The sequence below is a fragment of the Psychromonas marina genome (assembly GCF_030161115.1).
GTDB classification, from domain to species: Bacteria; Pseudomonadota; Gammaproteobacteria; order Enterobacterales; family Psychromonadaceae; genus Psychromonas; species Psychromonas marina.
Genome location: NZ_BSPQ01000002.1, coordinates 364,158 through 381,477, shown reverse-complemented (window position 1 = coordinate 381,477; position 17,320 = coordinate 364,158). Strand labels below are relative to the sequence as shown.

Here is a 17,320-nt window from a genome sequence, read left to right as displayed (position 1 = left end):
GTATCAAACTACGAAATGAAAACTCATCGACTCTATTATCGAATCTCGTTTTTCCTGTGCTGCAACTTGCAGATACGCATTAACCGCGCCACGTTGCTTTGGATTAGGTTGATCATAACCGAGACTTTCATGCAGACTGTCTTTCTGTTTTTCCGAAAGTACCATTGAAAATTGTTCAGACTTTGCTTTTTTTACAACGGGTGCCACTTCACTAACATTAGCAGAGGCAACATGTTTGATGTTGTCACTCTTATTAATATTAGTGGTATTAAGCGGTTTTGTTACCAACCCGGTATTATTTACAATGGCCATCTACTTTCCAGATAGTGTTTCGTTTTAATTAAGTAGCCTGCATGGGCAGATTCTAATATTACTTTATTCGCGTCCTGGCAGTTTTTTCCAAGTCACTTTGTCACGCAAATAAACTGGCGTTGCAAGCTCTGGCTGTACTGCGAGGCCAGCTTGTACATCACTAACAACTTGTTCAAGCATATAACGTGATGAAGGAAACTCGATATCTAATAGTATCGCGCTATTAAAATACGCCAACAGTTCAGGATATGCTTGCCACCCTGTTCCTACCAACACTGAATTTTCAATGACAACAACGTCATGTGCCAAAAGATCAGCAGGTTTGATCACCACTTCTTCACCTTGAAGTGTCATTAATTGGTCAACTAATTGGTAATGAGCATAATATACTTCACCCATGCGTGCATCAATCGCCGCATAAACATTTGACACACCTTTAGTTTTATAGGCTTGCTGCGCCATCGCTTGCAGTGTCGAGACACCCACCATGGTTTTTTCAATACCAAAGGCTAAACCCTGTGCAATACTGATGCCAATTCTAACGCCCGTAAAACTACCCGGGCCTCGACCGTAAGCAACAACATCAATATCAGCAATCGCTAACTCAGCTTCTGCTAATACGGCTTCAACTGTCGGCAAAATTTTAGTGGTGTGTTCACGCGGAGCAAACATAAAGCTATCTTTAATAACAGCTTCAATATCATTCTGCTTTAACACCGCGACTGAGCAAGCTTCCGTTGACGTATCAACACATAATATATTTAACTTTGTAGACATAATTACCCTATATAACTGTTATTTATCATCCATATTCAATGGCTAATATTAATCAATATTTTTTAAAAATGAGATCGCATTATCTAATGATCGTGTGCGTGGCATGCACGGTAGACTATTCAGGAAAAGATTACCATATTTACGTGTCACTAAGCGATTGTCACAAACAATCAGCACCCCTTTATCCTCTTCCGCGCGAATCAAACGACCAATCCCTTGTTTAAAGGTGATCACCGCTTGTGGTAGCTGTACATCAAAAAACGGATCTTTGCCCTTTAGTTGCGCATCTTCAATACGCGCCTTTAACAGTGGCTCTTCAGGTGAACTGAAGGGAATTTTATCGATGATAACGCAAGATAAAGCCTGCCCACGTACATCAACCCCTTCCCAGAAACTGCCAGTGGCAACCAGCAAAGCATTACCATGATCAACAAACTCATCAAGTAATGCCTGTTTACTCTTTTCACCCTGTAATAGCACCGGCATGGTAAGGGTTTGACGAAACCCTGTTGCCAGTTGATTCATCATCGAATGGCTGGTACATAAAAAGAAGCAACGCCCTTTACTGGCACGAATCACTGGTGCGAGTTGCTCTACCAGTTTAGTGGCGAGACCTGGAGTACCCGGTTCAGGCAACAGCCTTGGCACTACAAATAAGGTTTGCGTCGCATAATCAAAGGGACTATTTAATTGTAAGCATTGGCTATCTTGCAGACCTAGCAGTTCAGTAAAATGGCTAAACTTGCCTTTCACTGATAACGTAGCCGAGGTAAATACCCAACTCGCCTGTTTTTTCTGACATTCTAATTGAAAGCGATCCGCTACACTGAGTGGTGTGATGTTAAGAGAGAAATGCTGACGTGTACAATCGAACCAATAACTAAAACCACTCTCATTGACATCGTTTAATTTTTTAAACAATAAAGTAAACTGGTTTAAGCGTTCAAAGCAGTGATCTAATACTTCACTTTTGCCCAATCGTTCAACCATCACTTCATTAAGAAAGTGCATCACTTGCACCAAACGTTGCGCGTGTAATTGCATCACCCGTTCACGTGACTTTTCTCGCCAACTGCCTGTGCCTTTATCAATGGCAAAAGCAAGACGAAAATCTAAGGTTGCAACACGTAATTGCTCGGCGGCTTTAGATAACTGTTTTGCTTCTCTTAATTCGGTGCGATAAACAAAGTCTATCTCTTTAGCCAGTTCCAGCAGTTGTCGGCTTGAAAGGGATTCACCAAAATAAGTACTAGCAATATCAGGAAGTTGATGTGCTTCATCAAAAATGTAAGTGCTTGCTTCTGGAATAAGTTCACCAAATCCTGTCTCTTTAACCGCTAAATCCGCAAAAAACAGATGATGGTTAATCACCACCAGATCGGCCTCCATCGCTTTTTTTCGCGCTTTAACAATAAAACAATCTTCAAAGCTTGGGCAGTCACGCCCTAAACAATTGTCATTATTACTAGTGATAGCCGGAATAATAACCGCATCTTCAGGCAGATCATCAATCTCAGCAATATCACCGGTTTTAGTAGACAGTGACCAGTTTTTAATTTTTACCAGTTCAGTCTGTAATGACCTGTCTTTATGCTTGCTCTCTAACATGAAACGATTTAATCGTTCATTGCATAGGTAATTACTGCGCCCTTTTAATAGCGTTACCGCACCACTAAAGTTGGTCGCTTTAACCAATAATGGTAAATCTTTAATATAAAGCTGCTCTTGCAATGCTTTACTACCCGTTGAGATAATAATTTTCGAGGCATTCGCTTTATCGAATGAGAGCAATGCAGGTGCTAAGTACGCAAAGGTTTTTCCGGTACCCGTTTCTGCTTCAACTACTAAAGGCTGTTTGTTTTTAATTACAGAGGCAACCGCTTCCGCCATTTCTACCTGTGCTTCACGGGCAATAAAATGCGGTAATATTTGACTTAATGCACCCGATGGGGAAAAAAAAGATGAGATCAAAATAGCGGCTCTTGCTGATTGAATAAGGGGGGGTATTCTACGTCATCCCCATTACCAAGCAAAATGCTTTATTTTGTTTACTGTGATTGTTTTTATTAGATCAAAGAAATCAGTGACACATTAATGTGTCACTGATTGAAAGAGGAAGTAAATATGTACTCTTACGCTAGCGCAAGGTTAGCATCAATTGTTATGGGTTTATTACGTTGCTTAACCACATAAATTAAGCGTAAAAACATAAATAGTGCACTTAGTGTCAGGCCGGTAATAATCGCAATCCAAAAACCACTTTCACCACGTGCCGGTGCAATTATATCGGTCATGCTTAAAATAATACCTAAAGGCAAAGCGACTCCCCAATAAGCGGTACATGCAAGTATCATCGGTATTTTGGTATCTTTATAACCACGTAATGCACCACTAATTGAGGTTTGTAATGCATCACTCACTTGATAAATCGCCGTATACATAAGCAAGGTTGTCGCCGTTGCAGCAATCACCGGATCATTGGTATAAATACTGGTGATAAATTCTGGGAACAAGATAAATGCACTAGCAGCAAATAAAGAGATTAAAACCGCATTGATAACCCCTACCTTGGTTTTTAATATAGCCGCAGCTTCGTCACCACGACCGAGCGCATAACCAACACGAATAGTGATACCGAATGAGATGCTCATCGGAATCATATAGGTCATGCTAGAAATATTTAACGCAATTTGAGCAGCAGCGATGTTAGCGGCCCCTAATCGGCCAATTAAGAGTGCGATAACCGCAAAAATACTGCCACAAACCGCGATATTAACGCCAATCGGCACACCCAGTTTTAACATAGCCCAAATACGATCTAATTGAGGACGTAAATCAGCAACTTGTAGAAGGTGTTTGTATTTTTGGTGCTGTTTGATATACAGAAATAACATCAATGACATTAGCCAAAACACAATACTGGTTGCAAAACCACTGCCGACAGCCCCCAAAGCAGGCATGCCTAATTTTCCGTAAATAAGGATGTAATTGATCGGCAAATTAATTAATAAACCGATAATCGAAATTACCATCGGTGCTTTAGTATTATTCATGCCTTCACAAAAAGCATTAAGCGTATAAAAAAGCGCAATGCCAGGCACACCATAGGTGAGTGCCATTGCATAATCGCTCGCAACCGGTATCACTTCAGGTACGACATTGATGGCGGTTAATATCGTTTCACCAAAATTAAGGTAGATAATAAGGATAATGCTGCTGGCGAGCACGATCCATAACATTTGTACTAATTCGACGCCTATTTGATCATGATTTTTTGCACCATGATGAAATGCAGTGACGGGGGTAAGCGCCATGATCAAACCACGTAATAGAAGTAATACGGGTAACCATAAGCTAGTACCAAGGGCGATAGCGGCTAAATCAATAGGGCTAACTCGTCCCGCCATCGCGGTATCGGCAAAGCCCATCGCTTGTGTGGCAAGCTGTGTGATCATGATTGGTATAGATAGTTTTAAAAGGATGCGAGACTCATGAGAGAAACGCGATACTACAGAGGTATTATTTGACATTTTTTTATAGATAACACAAAGACAAATACTAGAGTGGATGCAGGATAGCGAGGTTAATATTTGCTGGTGTAACACTTGGGGCGATTATAATTAGCTTTGATTACAGCAGCAATGATTTTTAGGTTAAATCACACTGTTTTCGCATTAAGTTCATAGGTAATACCACCTCACTAATCAAACAGTCATAAAGTATGGTAAATTATCAATATTTAGCTATAAATTTAGCCTTTATTTTAACCTTGAGAGAATGAATGTTTCCGCTACCAGATTTGCTTGGCCTTGAATTTAAAACCATTCAAGCGATGGTAAAAATTTATTGCAAAGCGTTTCATAACACAGATAACGTGATAGGAAAGGAATGCACAGAGTGCCGTGATTTTCTTATTTATGCTAATGAAAAACTCGATCGTTGCCCCTATGGTCAAGCAAAGCCAACCTGTAATAACTGCCCTATTCATTGCTATAAACCGCAACAGCGAGAACAAGCAAGAAGAATTATGCGCTATGCAGGGCCGCGCATGCTGCTGAAGCACCCCATTCTGGCGATCAGACATTTACGCGCAGAGAAAAGAGCCGTGCCAAGTAACATCCCCGAGCATGCGAGTAATCGCCATAAAAGAAAACATCGCATCGATATAAAACAGCAATAACGATTCAATGTGTTTTGAAGAATCTTTATCCCCTTTACCGGCGATCGAGTAAAGGGGGAATAACGAGGCTAAAGCTTATCGAAGCAACGCCATTTCACGCAGTGCTTGTTTCTCTTGCGGGGAAAGAAAGGCAACTTCCAAGCCATTAATCTGTGCTTGACGTATTTGCCCTTGTGTCAAGCCAACGTTTGGCGCAGCGACTTCATATTCAAAAGGTAACTCAATCCCTTCAACCGCAGGATCATCGGTATTAATCGTCGCCAAAATACCATGCTCTAAAAAGGCCTTGATCGGATGAGCTTTAATATCTGCAACCGTACTGGTTTGCATATTAGAAGTAATACAAGATTCGATACCTATTTTATTGTGTGCAAGATAATCCATCAGTTTCGGATCTTCAATTGCTTTTACACCATGACCTATACGCACAGCGCCTAACTCATTAATTGCTTGCCACATGCTCGGCGCCCCCGCCGCTTCACCGGCATGGATTGTCACCTGTAACCCTGCATCACGCACCTGTTTAAAGTGATCAACAAATAACTCACCCGGTTTGCCTAATTCATCACCCGCTAAATCGACTGCAACCAAGCTCTCTTTTTGCGAAAGTAATCCTGCTAGTTCTTGGGCACACGCTTCTTGCCCAAAGGTACGACTCAAAATGCCAATCATATTGGCTTTAATATTAAAATCACGACAGCCGGCTTGCACACCATCAACAACAGCTTCAACGACACCAGCAATCGGTAGGTTGTGTTTCATCGCCATATAATAAGGAGAAAAGCGTAGTTCTGCATAATCGATTTGTGCATTTTTAGCATCTTCAACATTTTCATAAGCAACACGACGACAAGCATCAAGATCACCAAGTACATTAACCCCCCAATCTAATTTAGATAGAAAAGCGACTAAGTTAGGCTCGGTTTCAACGACCTGAACAAAAGGACGTAATGCCTCAATACTGGTAGCAGGAAGGTCTAAATTAAACTTCTGTCCCAACGCTAAAATGGTCTCAATACGGATATTGCCATCAAGATGACGGTGAATATCGGTAACGGGCAAGTTTTTAGTGATCATTATTTATTCCTTTATAGTCATGTTTATCGACATAGTATAATTCAGCGTCACGTTAATATTCAGCACTTAAGCGATCTATTTACGTTAATATTTAACGATTAAACATATAGGTTACAAAATGTGTGGTTTAACTAGCTTGTAATCTAGCTTGTAATTAAGCGTTAGATCTTTACAATGCCCTTTTTAAAAAATCGAGGAGATATCCATGAATCGTAAAAAGAAGTTAAACAAGATACTAAAAGCACGCATCAAAAAAATGAATGCTAAAAAAGCACCAAACAATAAAGAAGTTTATATCAGTAAAGCAGAGCGTGAGAAAATGGCTGCAACTGAAGAAAACGAAACTGCAGAAGTGACAAGCTAATCTAATTTAAGCTTAACTTTCTAAGCAGCCATTACTGATACCGTTAAAACACCTCATATATTCCTAAATAGTCCCGCTATTTTGGATAGAGGTTGTTGATGGTAAACCACAACAGATGATTTTTAGCTATTCTACCACTCTCTCTCGTTAACTAATTTAATACTGTTATTCGCAACAAGTTCACCCTTTGTTCACCTTGCTTTATTTATCATAGAGTTAAATGATTAATTTCATGGAAAAATGCCCGAAAACAATATGGACTGTTACTAATGGACAAAAGCTCAATAATTCAATGTCGAACGTTTTGCAGCAAAGCACTCGTCATTCTTCTTCTCTCTTTGACTTACGGCTGCTCAAGCGTTCTTGATACAGTTGAAACTGGCGCTAAGAAAGTGCAAGAAAAGCAAGATAATTCACAACGTCAAATCACCGGCAGCACTAACAATGCATCGCCATTACCCGGTGACCCTTACTACGCCCCCATTGAACCACGCAAGACACCGGTACAATTAGAGGTAACAGGCTCTCTCTTTAACTCACATATTTCCACTGATCTATATAGCTATGCACCAAAATTTGCACTCGGTGATACGATCAATGTGTTATTAGAAGAGGAAACCGTCGCAAGTAAATCTGCAAAATCTAACCTTTCTAATGACAATAACTTTACCCTTGATCCAATCACCGTGCCAGGCGGCAACATGACGGTTAATGGTAAAGTCGTGGAACTAGGTGTAAACCAAGAACAAGCTTTCGATGGACAATCGGGTAGCAGTCAGCGCCATAACTTAATGGGTCGTATTACGGTCTCTGTTGTTGATGTCCTGAATAACGGTAATTTAGTCGTTCGTGGTGAAAAATGGTTAGTGATCAATAACGGTAAAGAATATATTCGCCTGACGGGTATCATCAGACCATTAGATATTTCAGAGGACAACTCTGTTAGATCTTTCCAAGTAGCTGATAGTCGTATTGAATTTAGTGGGACAGGTGATCATGCAGATATCCAAACACGAGGTTGGTTATCTTCATTGTTTAGCGGTAGTTTGTGGCCAATTTAAGGATAAAATGGTGAAAGGTATATGTAAAAGCGCGTTACTAATTAGCGCTTTATTCTCGCTCTCATTTAATGGGCAAGCAGCTTGGTATACAGGCGAAGGTAGCGCTAAAATCACTTCAAGAGATATTAGTACCTCTCGAGATCAAGCGATATCTAATGCATTGTTATCCGTCACTCATCAGGCGGGCACCAGCATTGAAAGCATTCAAGTAGTAGAATCCGGTGTATTAAAAGCGGAAGAGTTAACCATCAAAACCAATGGAGAGGTGCATGATATGCGCCTTATCAGTGAAAAAATATCCAATGGTATGATACATGTTTCCATCGAAGCCGATCTATACCCCTTCTCAGTATGCCCACGAGAAAAATACGCAAAAACACTTTTTGTAGGTCCCTTTCAATTACAGACAAGAAAACAGGCGCAGTTAGGTGGCATTTACCATAGTGATGAGGCCGTTGCGCAACGCTTATTTTATAAGTTAAAAAAACACCCTAAAAAAATAGATCCTCGTTTCGTTTTGACACCTCAAATCGCATTTACCAATGACAACATGCATAATGTTGAGCTACAAATTCTCGACGTTGCACGACAAATTGCAAGTAAATATGATGTCCAGTACCTGCTCTTTGGTACGATTGAAGATATGTCTGATTATTATGAAACCACTAAACGTCTGCTCGTTGACCGCACCGAACATAGACGTAACTTTGAGATGGACATTTACCTTGTTGACGCCATTAACAAAATAACTATTTTCCAGAAAAATTATGCCTCTAGCAGCGAATGGCCCTTTGAAATGACGCATCGATTTGATGTAAATAGTGAAGTATTTTGGCAAACTGATTATGGACAAATTATGACCCAAAGTATTGAACAGGCGGTCAAAGACGTTCAACAAGCGCTATATTGTGAACCTACGATGGCCACTATCATTGCCAAGTATAGTAATAAAGTCGTTATGAATATCGGACATCGAAATGGGGTAAAAAAAGGCGACCAGTTTCAATTGATTCGAAGTCAACATGTCACACACCAAGCGAGTTCGCTGCAAGGACCTATTTTTATCCCCGATGATGTACTGTTAACGGTCACCTCATTACAATCGGATCGTGCCATCTTAGAAACAACAGACCCAATGAATATGAACAACATTCAAATCAGAGATATGTTAACGCCTGCTAGTGGAAACATATTAAAACGATTAACAACAGATAATACATTTTAATTCAATGGATGAAGGAACTAGTAATGTCAACATTAAGCTCGATAAATGCCATTCAGCAAAAAATTACAGATTTAGCAGCAACCAATAACAATGATAAATCCCCTACCGGCGAGAGCTTTGGAAAAGTATTAGATTTAGCGATGAGCGCAAAAAGCAATACTTCATCAAATACTGAAAATTCAGATACCGATCTGGGTGCACTCGGTGCCTTGTCAGCAATATCAGGCAACACTTCCATTGAGGCAGGTTTTGAAGGCCTATTTAATGAGTTGAGTGTTGGTATTGCAGGTTCATTTGCAGCGGCGTTAGCAGGAGAGGACAGTGCAACTGAAGTCGCGCCTACCGCAGAAGAAAAAGCAGCAGCGGCTGCTGCACTTGCAGATGAAACGACTGAGGATACTGCAACTCTCGCAGCAAAAGACAATATAGCGTCAAAAGAAGTCACTGATGAAGCTGTATCACCTTTTTCCGGTAATAAAGCGGTCCAAATGGCGAGTTCTGCATTATCTGCTTTAGAAGACAGCCTTTTTAATAAAGATGAAGATGAAGAAGAACAACAGAAAAGTTAACGATATAAAGGAGTAAGCTCGGTCGGTGGATTCCCCTGCTTGTTAATTATATGTGACTTATTTTGAAAAAACAGTTCACTTTTAAGGCCGACATTGATACTCTTAAAACACTTAAATAAAAAGATTATATACACCATGAAGAAGTTAATTCTGAAAGCACTACATCATCATATTACCTAATCTTTCAGGATTTTTTATTCTTGGAAGAGGTTTTATGTGCTTCCAGTGGTTAACAAATAATATAAACCCTCGGAAGTTCAATCTTCCGAGGGTTTTTTAGTTTTTACAGCAAGGAAATGACAATGTCAGAGCAACGTTTAAGAATCGCAATACAAAAGAAAGGCCGTTTAAGTGACTCTACGGTTAAACTACTTAAAGCATGTGGTATCAAAGTTAATTTAAATACCCAACGCTTAATTGCCCACAGTGAAAATATGCCTATTGATATTTTACGTGTGCGCGATGACGATATCCCAGGCCTAATTATGGACGGCGTAGTTGACCTTGGTTTTATCGGTCAAAACGTATTAGAAGAAGAGAGCATGATGCGCGGCGTTGCTGGTGAAGCAACTGCACATAAAGTAGTTAAAGAACTAAACTTTGGCGGCTGTCGTTTCTCATTAGCAGTAGACAATGACTTTGATTACCAAGGCGTACAATCACTTTCAGGCCTTCGTATTGCAACGACTTATATCCATATTCTTAAACGCTTTATGGAAGAAGCAAACGTCCCTTATACATCTTGTATGCTAACAGGCTCAGTTGAAGTAGCACCACGTGCAGGCTTAGCTGATGCAATTTGTGACCTTGTTTCTACTGGCGCAACACTTGAAGCAAATGGCCTAAAAGAAGTAGAAGTTATCTACCGCTCTACAGCTGTGTTAATGCAACGTGAAAAAGCATTATCAAACGAAAAGCAGTGTTTAGTTGATAAGCTACTGACGCGTATCGATGGTGTACAAACGGCGAAAGAGTCTAAATACATCATGCTTAACGCACCAAAAGCGAACCTACAAGCAATCAGCGATCTACTACCAGGTTCAGACTTACCAACAGTAATGGAATTAGCGGGTAGTGACGATCATGTTGCATTACATGTAGTAAGTAAAGAAAACCTTTTCTGGGAAACAATGGAACAGCTAAAAGTATTAGGCGCAAGCTCAATCTTAGTATTGCCAATTGAAAAGATGATGGAGTAAAAACCATGTCTGGAATGAAACCAAGCGAAATTAAAACAAGTGGAATGAAAACGGTTAATTGGGCTGCTTTATCCGCTGACGAACAAACACAAATGCTGTCTCGTCCTGCAATGTCTGACTCAGCAGCACTCGGCAATACCGTTGCTGATATTATCAAAGCGATTCGCACTAAGGGTGATACTGCCCTAATTGATTACACTAAGCGTTTTGACAAGCTTGAAGGCGATAATTTCACCAAAAACGCAGATGATATAGCACAAGCAACTGCACGTTTAGGTGATGATATTAAAGCGGCAATTAAAGTTGCTTATGAGCAGGTCGTCAAGTTTCATAAAGCACAAATTCAAGATGTGATTCGTGTTGAAACAATGCCTGGTGTTGTGTGTGAAATGCACACACAAGCAATTGAATCTGTTGGTTTATACATTCCAGGAGGCAGTGCCCCACTACCTTCAACGGTTATCATGACGGGTGCCCCAGCACAAATAGCAGGATGTACTCGTTTAGTTTTATGTACCCCTCCGCCGATTGCTGATGAAATTTTATACGCAGCATCGCTTTGTGGCGTAAACGAAATTTATACCGTCGGTGGTGCACAAGCGGTTGCAGCATTGGCTTACGGTACTGAAACCATTGCTGCAGTAGACAAGATATTTGGCCCAGGTAACTCTTTTGTGACCGAAGCAAAACGTCAAGTAAGTAATGATTTTGCAGGCGCGGCAATAGATATGCCAGCCGGCCCTTCTGAAGTATTAGTGATTGCCGATAAAGAGGCAGATCCTGCCTTTATTGCAGCAGATCTTTTATCACAAGCTGAACATGGTCATGATTCACAATCTATTTTAGTGACCCCCTGTGCAAAAATTGCTGAACTTACAGCCATCGAACTTGATAAACAGCTTGCTGTTTTAGAGCGCAAAGAGATTGCTGAAAAAGCGATTGCACATAGTGTTAGCTTTGTTTGTGCTGATATTGATGAAGCGGTTGAAATATCAAACCGTTATGCGCCAGAGCATTTGATCGTGCAAACTGAAAACCCGCGTGGTTTACAGCCAAAACTTAAAAATGCAGGCTCTATCTTTTTAGGTGCTTGGACACCAGAGTCAGTAGGTGATTACGCAAGTGGAACTAATCATGTATTACCCACTTACGGTTATACGCGTACCTACTCAAGCTTAGGGTTAGCTGATTTTGTTAAACGTTATACCGTACAAGAGCTCACTGCGGATGGACTACGCAGCCTAGCACCGACGGTAACGTGTTTAGCAGATGCTGAAGGGTTAACCGCACATAAACGTGCTGTAACCATTCGAATGGAAAAGCTAAACGCAGAATAAAAGTGATGAGCTAGAAGCTGCTAGTAATGAGCTACGAGTCGTGAGCTCGAAAGCTGATAGCTGATAGCTGATAGCTGATACTGGGGCAGGTTTGCCCCTTTAAGTAAAATAGTCAATTAGGGAAGATTAAGTCGATGAGTGATATAAAACACCTCGCCCGCGAAACGGTGCAAGCATTAACCCCTTACCTTTCTGCACGCCGTATTGGTGGCAACGGGGATGTTTGGTTAAACGCAAATGAAGCACCTGATTGCAGCGAATACCAATTAGATTGTAGTAATTTAAATCGTTACCCAGAATTTCAACCACCAGCCTTAATCGCAGCTTATGCTAATTACGCATCTATCAATGGTGCTGTTTTTACCCCAGAGCAACTACTGACAACACGTGGCGCTGATGAAAGCATTGAAGTATTAATACGCACATTTTGTGAGCCCGCTTCTGCAACAACCGCAGGCGATAGCATTTTAATCTGTCCTCCGACTTACGGCATGTATGCAATTAGCGCAGAAACCTGTGGCGTACAAGTTGATAAAGTAGAATTAGACGCACAGTTTAATGTTGATTATTCAGCAGTAGAGCAAGCAGTTAACGCCGCAGATAGCCAAGTTAAAATCGTCTTTTTATGCGCGCCTAATAACCCAACGGGTAATATGCTTGATAAAAGCAAGCTGGTTAAACTACTACAAGCAACTAAAGGCAAAGCATTAATCGTTGCCGATGAAGCTTACATTGAATTCTGCCCACAATTAAGCCAAGCAGATCTTATCAACGCCCATGAAAACCTAGTAATCACCCGTACCTTATCTAAAGCATTTGCTTTAGCCTCAATTCGATGCGGCTTTACCGTTGCACAAGCTAGTGTAATTGAGATGATGAGTAAAGTGATTGCACCGTATCCGGTACCTGATCCGGTAGCACAAATTGCAACGCAAGCGCTATCAGAGCAAGGCTTAGAAATAATGCGTGAACGTGTCGCTATTTTAAATAATAACCGCATGGTCTTAGCGAACGCACTGCAACAATTAGACTGTGTCGAAGAGATATTCCCAGCAACGGGTAACTTCGTATTAGCACGTTTTAAAGATTCAAAAATTGTATGGCAAGCATTTAGCGAAAACGGCATTATTATGCGAGATTTTGCTAGCAAGGAACGTCTAGAAAATTGTATCCGCATCACTGTCGGCAATGTCGAAGAGATGCAGAGAACACTTAAAATATTAAACTCACTGTAGGAAGCAAAAATGAGTCAACAAAAATTTCTTTTCATTGATCGTGACGGTACATTAATTGATGAGCCAATCAGCGACAAGCAAGTCGATAGCTTAGAAAAACTGGTTTTTGAACCTTATGTGATCCCAAGCCTATTAGCATTACAAGATGCAGGTTACATTCTAGTGATTGTTTCTAATCAAGATGGATTAGGCACTGATAGCTACCCACAAAGTGATTTTGATATTCCACAGAACAAGATGATGGAAATCTTCGCTTCTCAAGGTGTTAACTTTGAAGCAACGCTACTTTGTCAACATTTCCCTGAAGACAACTGTAGCTGTCGTAAACCACACTTAGGGATGGTGAAAGAGTATTTACAATCGGGTCGTATTGACCATGCTAACTCTTACGTGATCGGCGATCGCCATACTGATATTGGTTTGGCAGATAACATGGCAATTACGGGTATTCTTTATAATAAAGAAACACTTGGCTGGAAGCAGATTGTTAAACAATTAACAGCTAAAAAAGGCCGTACTGCCGCAGTAACACGTACCACCAAAGAAACTGACATTAACGTATTTGTTGACTTAGATACAACCGGCGAAAACAACATTGATACAGGTATGGGTTTCTTTGACCATATGCTTGATCAAATCGCAACACACGGCGGCTTCCAAATGAACGTTAATGTGAAAGGTGACTTACACATTGATGATCACCACAGCGTTGAAGATACCGCACTGGCATTAGGTGAAGCATTAAACATCGCACTAGGTGACAAACGTGGTATTGGCCGTTTCGGTTTCGTATTACCGATGGATGAAACAAAAGCCAGCTGTACGCTGGATCTATCTGGCCGCCCTTTCCTTAAATTTAAAGCGAACTTCCCGCGTGAATTAGTCGGCACGATGTCTACCGAGATGGTTGAGCATTTCTTCTACTCATTAGCACAAGCGATGCGTGCAACACTGCATTTAGAAGTAGAAAATGGTAACGCGCACCACATGGTTGAAGGTTTGTTCAAAACATTCGGTCGTACACTGCGTCAAAGCGTGACTATCATCGGTACTGATCTGCCATCAAGCAAAGGTGTTTTATGATAGTTATTATTGATACTGGCTGCGCTAACCTGTCATCGGTGCGCTTTGCCATTGAACGTTTAGGTTATGAAGTAGTGGTCAGTAAAGAGCCTGAAATTTTACAACAAGCAGATAAACTATTTTTACCCGGTGTTGGCACGGCCAAAGAAGCGATGGCGAATCTGATTGAACGCGACCTAGTCAACCAAGTTTCTAAACTCACACAACCTGTTTTAGGTATCTGCTTAGGTATGCAAATGCTAGCAGAAGGCTCAGAAGAGGCGTTTAACGGTGAGCAAATTATCAAAACATTAAGCCTTGTTGATGGCCATGTTGAAAAAATGGACGTTGCACCACTGCGTTTACCGCATATGGGCTGGAATCAAGTCACACCGCAATTAGATAACCCGTTATTTAAAGATATTCCAGCGGGCAGTTATTTCTATTTCGTGCACAGCTATGCCCTACCGGTGAACGACAATACCATTGCAAGTTGTGAATACGGTGCACCATTTACAGCGGCAGTGAACAAAGACAATTTTTACGGGGTGCAATTTCACCCAGAGCGTTCAGGGAAAGCAGGCGCTCAGTTAATCAAAAACTTTTTGGAGCTTTAGAATATGATTATCCCAGCATTAGATTTAATCGACGGTAAAGTGGTTCGTTTGTACCAAGGCGATTACGCACAAAAAACCGTCTACAGCGATGATCCACAAAGCTTATACACTATCTACAATGAGCAAGGCGCTGATTGGTTACACCTTGTGGATTTAGATGGTGCGAAAGATATTACTAAGCGCCAATTAAGCGTGATTGAAAGCTTGATTAAAAACACCCCAGCAAAAGTACAAATCGGTGGAGGTGTTCGCACCGAAGAAGATGTTAAAGGTCTTTTAGATGCAGGCGCACACCGCGTTGTTATCGGTTCAACGGCTGTTAAAGAGCCAGAAATGGTTGCAGGTTGGATGGAGAAATACGGTCCTGAGCATATCGTTTTAGCCCTTGATATCAATATCGATGAACAAGGTAATAAAATCGTTGCTGTTTCAGGATGGCAAGAAGACAGTGGTCAAACTATTGAATCGCTGCTTGAAATCTACATGAAAGTGGGTTTAAAACACGTACTTTGTACTGATATTTCAAAAGATGGGACATTAACGGGTTCTAATGTTGACCTTTACAAAGAGATGGTTGTTGCCTTTCCGAGTGTTTCTTGGCAAGCATCGGGTGGCATTGGTTCTTTAGACGATATCGCAGATGTAGCACGCTCAGGTGCACAGGGAATGATCGTAGGTCGCGCACTACTTGAAGGTAAATTCAATGTGAAGGAGGCGATTCAATGCTGGCAAAACGCATAATTCCTTGCCTTGACGTTAAAGACGGTCAGGTTGTAAAAGGTGTTCAATTTAGAAACCACGAAATTGTTGGTGATATTGTTCCGCTAGCAAAGCGCTACGCAGAAGAAGGCGCAGATGAACTGGTTTTTTATGATATTACCGCTAGCTCTGACGCACGTGTTGTTGATAAAAGCTGGGTAAGCCGCGTTGCTGAAGTGATTGATATCCCTTTCTGCGTTGCAGGTGGCATCAAGACAGAAGAAGACGCAAGACGTATTCTTGAATTTGGCGCCGATAAAGTATCGATCAATAGCCCTGCCCTTGCAGATCCAAGCTTGATAAACCGTTTAGCTGAAAAATTTGGTACACAATGTATCGTGATCGGCATCGATTCATATTTTGATGAAGCAACAGGTCAACACCAAGTAAAGCAGTTTACCGGTAATGAACACGCAACGGTGACCACTAAATGGAACACCTTTGATTGGATCAAAGAGGTGCAATCACGTGGTGCGGGTGAAATTGTATTAAACGTAATGAATCAAGATGGCGTGCGTTGTGGTTATGATATCGACCAACTAAGCCAAGCACGTGCTATTTGTAATGTACCATTAATCGCTTCTGGCGGTGCGGGCGAGATGGTGCATTTTGCTGACGTATTTAATACTGCAGACGTTGATGGCGCATTAGCTGCTAGCGTATTCCACAAACAAATCATTAATATTGGTGAGTTAAAATCTTACCTTAAAACACAACAGGTAGAGATTAGATTATGAGTTTAACAACAAAGAGCTTAATGAACGAACAACAATTAGCATCATTAGACTGGGCAAAAGTAGATAACTTAATGCCAGTTATCGTGCAAAACCGCACATCAGGTAAAGTATTAATGCTCGGTTACGTTAACCAAGAATCATTAGCTGCAACACTTGAGTCAGGTAAAATGACCTTCTTTAGCCGCACTAAACAGCGTTTATGGTGTAAAGGTGAAGAGTCAGGTAACTTTTTAAAGGTACTTGAAATCAGCACAGATTGCGATAACGACACACTACTTGCGATTGTTGAACCAGTAGGTCCAACTTGCCACTTAGGTACAGAAAGCTGCTTTAAAGGTGAATTACAACCCGCACTCACTTTCATTGCTGATTTAGAGCAAGTGATTGCGGGCCGTAAGGGCGCTGATCCACAAAGCAGTTACACTGCTTCTCTATATGCACGTGGTACAAAACGTATCTCACAAAAAGTAGGTGAAGAAGGCGTAGAAGTAGCACTAGCTGCAATGGCAAAAGATATGGATGAACTGACTTGTGAAAGTGCAGATCTGCTTTACCACCTAACGGTATTACTGCAAAATGAAGGTTTACAGCTGTCTGATATCGCTGCAAAACTTCAAGAACGCCATAGTAAATAAACTAATATCAACATCCAATAGGAGAGTAAAACCTCTCCTATTTTTTGTCACCAATATCAGCATAAAGCTCTGATTAAAAAAACATCAGGCAGAGCTTCTTCAAGATCAATAATACCTCCATCCATCACATACCCAATGACGTGATCTGTGCCACACTTACTCAGAAAAAATATT

General features: G+C 41.0%; 18 protein-coding genes and 1 other annotated feature. Of the genes, 13 read left to right on the top strand and 5 right to left on the bottom strand.

The window, feature by feature from the left end; genetic code table 11:
* Positions 1 to 3 precede the first annotated feature (3 nt).
* The 4 genes from QQK09_RS05845 to QQK09_RS05830 form a co-directional block, all read right to left on the bottom strand.
* A complete protein-coding gene (locus tag QQK09_RS05845) occupies positions 4 to 312 on the bottom strand; it encodes a hypothetical protein (protein WP_284203175.1) in 309 nt (102 codons plus the stop codon).
* Between the two features lie 63 nt (positions 313 to 375).
* Complete coding sequence (tsaB, locus tag QQK09_RS05840) at positions 376 to 1,089, bottom strand: tRNA (adenosine(37)-N6)-threonylcarbamoyltransferase complex dimerization subunit type 1 TsaB (RefSeq protein WP_284203174.1); 714 nt, start codon at positions 1,087 to 1,089, stop codon at positions 376 to 378.
* 48 nt (positions 1,090 to 1,137) lie between these two features.
* Positions 1,138 to 3,060 carry a DNA repair helicase YoaA gene (gene yoaA / locus QQK09_RS05835; protein ID WP_284203173.1) on the bottom strand — a complete coding sequence of 641 codons (1,923 nt, stop codon included), beginning with the start codon at positions 3,058 to 3,060 and terminating at the stop codon, positions 1,138 to 1,140.
* 161 nt (positions 3,061 to 3,221) lie between these two features.
* A complete protein-coding gene (locus tag QQK09_RS05830) occupies positions 3,222 to 4,619 on the bottom strand; it encodes an MATE family efflux transporter (RefSeq protein WP_284203172.1) in 1,398 nt (465 codons plus the stop codon).
* Positions 4,620 to 4,870: 251 nt separating this feature from the next.
* Here QQK09_RS05830 and QQK09_RS05825 point away from each other — a divergent pair, with 251 nt between their 5' ends.
* Positions 4,871 to 5,269 carry a nitrous oxide-stimulated promoter family protein gene (locus tag QQK09_RS05825; protein ID WP_284203171.1) on the top strand — a complete coding sequence of 133 codons (399 nt, stop codon included), beginning with the start codon at positions 4,871 to 4,873 and terminating at the stop codon, positions 5,267 to 5,269.
* 75 nt (positions 5,270 to 5,344) lie between these two features.
* Here QQK09_RS05825 and add read toward each other — a convergent pair whose 3' ends face one another.
* Entirely contained in the window at positions 5,345 to 6,346 is a 1,002-nt protein-coding gene (gene add / locus QQK09_RS05820) for an adenosine deaminase (RefSeq protein ID WP_284203170.1), read from the bottom strand.
* Positions 6,347 to 6,551: 205 nt separating this feature from the next.
* Here add and QQK09_RS05815 point away from each other — a divergent pair, with 205 nt between their 5' ends.
* The 12 genes from QQK09_RS05815 to hisIE all read left to right on the top strand — a co-directional run bounded on the left by QQK09_RS05815 (position 6,552) and on the right by hisIE (position 17,146).
* Positions 6,552 to 6,710, top strand: a complete 159-nt coding sequence (locus QQK09_RS05815) for a DUF2986 domain-containing protein (protein ID WP_284203169.1) — start codon at positions 6,552 to 6,554, stop codon at positions 6,708 to 6,710.
* 269 nt (positions 6,711 to 6,979) lie between these two features.
* Positions 6,980 to 7,771, top strand: coding sequence for a flagellar basal body L-ring protein FlgH (locus QQK09_RS05810; RefSeq protein WP_284203168.1), 792 nt, complete (start codon positions 6,980 to 6,982; stop codon positions 7,769 to 7,771).
* Between the two features lie 7 nt (positions 7,772 to 7,778).
* Positions 7,779 to 8,996 carry a flagellar assembly protein T N-terminal domain-containing protein gene (locus QQK09_RS05805; RefSeq protein ID WP_284203167.1) on the top strand — a complete coding sequence of 406 codons (1,218 nt, stop codon included), beginning with the start codon at positions 7,779 to 7,781 and terminating at the stop codon, positions 8,994 to 8,996.
* Between the two features lie 23 nt (positions 8,997 to 9,019).
* Positions 9,020 to 9,565: a hypothetical protein gene (locus QQK09_RS05800; RefSeq protein WP_284203166.1), complete on the top strand. Its 546-nt coding sequence runs from the start codon at positions 9,020 to 9,022 to the stop codon at positions 9,563 to 9,565.
* Between the two features lie 161 nt (positions 9,566 to 9,726).
* Positions 9,727 to 9,846, top strand: a sequence feature (His leader region).
* Positions 9,847 to 9,867: 21 nt separating this feature from the next.
* Entirely contained in the window at positions 9,868 to 10,764 is an 897-nt protein-coding gene (gene hisG, locus QQK09_RS05795; RefSeq protein ID WP_284203165.1) for an ATP phosphoribosyltransferase, read from the top strand.
* 44 nt (positions 10,765 to 10,808) lie between these two features.
* A complete protein-coding gene (gene hisD, locus QQK09_RS05790) occupies positions 10,809 to 12,101 on the top strand; it encodes a histidinol dehydrogenase (protein WP_284203483.1) in 1,293 nt (430 codons plus the stop codon).
* Positions 12,102 to 12,235: 134 nt separating this feature from the next.
* Entirely contained in the window at positions 12,236 to 13,336 is a 1,101-nt protein-coding gene (gene hisC / locus QQK09_RS05785) for a histidinol-phosphate transaminase (RefSeq protein WP_284203164.1), read from the top strand.
* A 9-nt stretch (positions 13,337 to 13,345) separates the two neighbouring features.
* On the top strand, positions 13,346 to 14,419 hold the full coding sequence (hisB, locus tag QQK09_RS05780; RefSeq protein ID WP_284203163.1) for a bifunctional histidinol-phosphatase/imidazoleglycerol-phosphate dehydratase HisB: 1,074 nt from the start codon (positions 13,346 to 13,348) through the stop codon (positions 14,417 to 14,419).
* A complete protein-coding gene (gene hisH, locus QQK09_RS05775; protein WP_284203162.1) occupies positions 14,416 to 15,015 on the top strand; it encodes an imidazole glycerol phosphate synthase subunit HisH in 600 nt (199 codons plus the stop codon). The genes hisB and hisH overlap by 4 nt, the downstream gene beginning before the upstream one ends.
* Positions 15,016 to 15,018: 3 nt before the next feature.
* Positions 15,019 to 15,756 carry a 1-(5-phosphoribosyl)-5-[(5-phosphoribosylamino)methylideneamino]imidazole-4-carboxamide isomerase gene (gene hisA / locus QQK09_RS05770; protein ID WP_284203161.1) on the top strand — a complete coding sequence of 246 codons (738 nt, stop codon included), beginning with the start codon at positions 15,019 to 15,021 and terminating at the stop codon, positions 15,754 to 15,756.
* Positions 15,738 to 16,511 (top strand): imidazole glycerol phosphate synthase subunit HisF, encoded by a 774-nt coding sequence (hisF, locus tag QQK09_RS05765; protein WP_284203160.1) that lies wholly within the window; start codon positions 15,738 to 15,740, stop codon positions 16,509 to 16,511. The genes hisA and hisF overlap by 19 nt, the downstream gene beginning before the upstream one ends.
* Entirely contained in the window at positions 16,508 to 17,146 is a 639-nt protein-coding gene (gene hisIE / locus QQK09_RS05760; protein ID WP_284203159.1) for a bifunctional phosphoribosyl-AMP cyclohydrolase/phosphoribosyl-ATP diphosphatase HisIE, read from the top strand. The genes hisF and hisIE overlap by 4 nt, the downstream gene beginning before the upstream one ends.
* Positions 17,147 to 17,320: the final 174 nt, after the last annotated feature.

Coding starts and splice junctions, on each gene's coding strand:
- QQK09_RS05805 (WP_284203167.1), top strand. CDS start 7,779: ATGGTGAAAGGTATATGTAAAAGCGCGTTACTAATTAGCGCTTTATTC.
- QQK09_RS05830 (WP_284203172.1), bottom strand. CDS start 4,619: ATGTCAAATAATACCTCTGTAGTATCGCGTTTCTCTCATGAGTCTCGC.
- hisC (WP_284203164.1), top strand. CDS start 12,236: ATGAGTGATATAAAACACCTCGCCCGCGAAACGGTGCAAGCATTAACC.
- add (WP_284203170.1), bottom strand. CDS start 6,346: ATGATCACTAAAAACTTGCCCGTTACCGATATTCACCGTCATCTTGAT.
- tsaB (WP_284203174.1), bottom strand. CDS start 1,089: ATGTCTACAAAGTTAAATATATTATGTGTTGATACGTCAACGGAAGCT.
- QQK09_RS05815 (WP_284203169.1), top strand. CDS start 6,552: ATGAATCGTAAAAAGAAGTTAAACAAGATACTAAAAGCACGCATCAAA.
- hisD (WP_284203483.1), top strand. CDS start 10,809: ATGAAAACGGTTAATTGGGCTGCTTTATCCGCTGACGAACAAACACAA.
- hisIE (WP_284203159.1), top strand. CDS start 16,508: ATGAGTTTAACAACAAAGAGCTTAATGAACGAACAACAATTAGCATCA.
- QQK09_RS05825 (WP_284203171.1), top strand. CDS start 4,871: ATGTTTCCGCTACCAGATTTGCTTGGCCTTGAATTTAAAACCATTCAA.
- hisH (WP_284203162.1), top strand. CDS start 14,416: ATGATAGTTATTATTGATACTGGCTGCGCTAACCTGTCATCGGTGCGC.
- QQK09_RS05800 (WP_284203166.1), top strand. CDS start 9,020: ATGTCAACATTAAGCTCGATAAATGCCATTCAGCAAAAAATTACAGAT.
- hisA (WP_284203161.1), top strand. CDS start 15,019: ATGATTATCCCAGCATTAGATTTAATCGACGGTAAAGTGGTTCGTTTG.
- QQK09_RS05845 (WP_284203175.1), bottom strand. CDS start 312: ATGGCCATTGTAAATAATACCGGGTTGGTAACAAAACCGCTTAATACC.
- hisG (WP_284203165.1), top strand. CDS start 9,868: ATGTCAGAGCAACGTTTAAGAATCGCAATACAAAAGAAAGGCCGTTTA.
- QQK09_RS05810 (WP_284203168.1), top strand. CDS start 6,980: ATGGACAAAAGCTCAATAATTCAATGTCGAACGTTTTGCAGCAAAGCA.
- hisB (WP_284203163.1), top strand. CDS start 13,346: ATGAGTCAACAAAAATTTCTTTTCATTGATCGTGACGGTACATTAATT.
- hisF (WP_284203160.1), top strand. CDS start 15,738: ATGCTGGCAAAACGCATAATTCCTTGCCTTGACGTTAAAGACGGTCAG.